This window comes from Microvirga soli, from assembly GCF_016734765.1.
Classification (GTDB): domain Bacteria; phylum Pseudomonadota; class Alphaproteobacteria; order Rhizobiales; family Beijerinckiaceae; genus Microvirga; species Microvirga soli.
Window position 1 is genome coordinate 1 of the sequence record NZ_JAERQE010000146.1, and the last position, 1,207, is coordinate 1,207.

1 protein-coding gene is annotated in these 1,207 nt (G+C 62.7%); it reads left to right on the forward strand.

The window, feature by feature from the left end; translation table 11 throughout:
* Nucleotides 1-1,207, forward strand: a 1,207-nt coding sequence (locus JKL45_RS29580; protein WP_201865332.1) for an NADP-dependent isocitrate dehydrogenase, incomplete at both ends; no start/stop codon positions are given.

Here is a 1,207-nt window from a genome sequence, read left to right on the forward strand (position 1 = left end):
TGGCGAAGATCAAGGTTGCCAATCCGGTCGTCGAGCTCGACGGCGACGAGATGACCCGCATCATTTGGCAGTTCATCAAAGACAAGCTGATCCACCCCTATCTCGACATCGACCTGAAGTACTACGACCTGGGCGTCGAGCACCGCGACGCCACCAACGACAAGGTCACGGTCGAGGCCGCCGAGGCGATCAAGAAGTACGGCGTCGGCGTGAAGTGCGCCACCATCACGCCGGACGAGGGCCGCGTCGAGGAGTTCAAGCTCAAGGAAATGTGGAAGTCGCCCAACGGCACGATCCGCAACATCCTCGGCGGCGTGATCTTCCGCGAGCCCATCATCTGCAAGAACGTGCCGCGGCTCGTGCCCGGCTGGACCCAGCCGATCATCGTCGGCCGTCACGCCTTCGGCGACCAGTACAAGGCCACCGACTTCAAGGTGCCCGGCAAGGGCCGCCTGACCATGAAGTTCGAGGGCGAGGACGGCACGGTGATCGAGAAGGAGATCTTCAAGTTCCCGGACGCCGGCGTCGCCATGGGCATGTACAACCTGGACGAGTCGATCCGGGATTTTGCCCGCGCGTCGCTGAACTACGGCCTGAACCGCAAGTACCCGGTCTACCTCTCGACGAAGAACACGATCCTGAAGCAGTACGACGGCCGCTTCATGAACATCTTCCAGGAGATCTACGACACCGAGTTCAAGGCCAAGTTCCAGGCCGCCGGCATCCACTACGAGCACCGGCTCATCGACGACATGGTGGCCTCGGCCCTGAAGTGGTCGGGCGGCTATGTGTGGGCGTGCAAGAACTACGACGGCGACGTGCAGTCCGACACGGTGGCGCAGGGCTTCGGCAGCTTAGGCCTGATGACCTCGGTGCTGATGACGCCGGACGGCCAGACGGTGGAGGCGGAAGCCGCGCATGGCACCGTGACGCGCCACTACCGCGAGCACCAGAAGGGCAAGGAGACCTCGACCAACTCGATCGCGTCGATCTTCGCCTGGACCCGCGGCCTGAGCCATCGGGCCAAGCTCGACAACAACGAGGAGCTGGCGCGCTTTGCCCAGACCCTGGAGAAGGTGTGCGTGGACACGGTGGAGTCCGGCTACATGACCAAGGATCTGGCGCTGCTCGTCGGCGCCGAGCAGAAGTGGCTCTCCACCACCGGCTTCCTCGACAAAATCGACGAAAACCTCAAAAAAGCTATGGC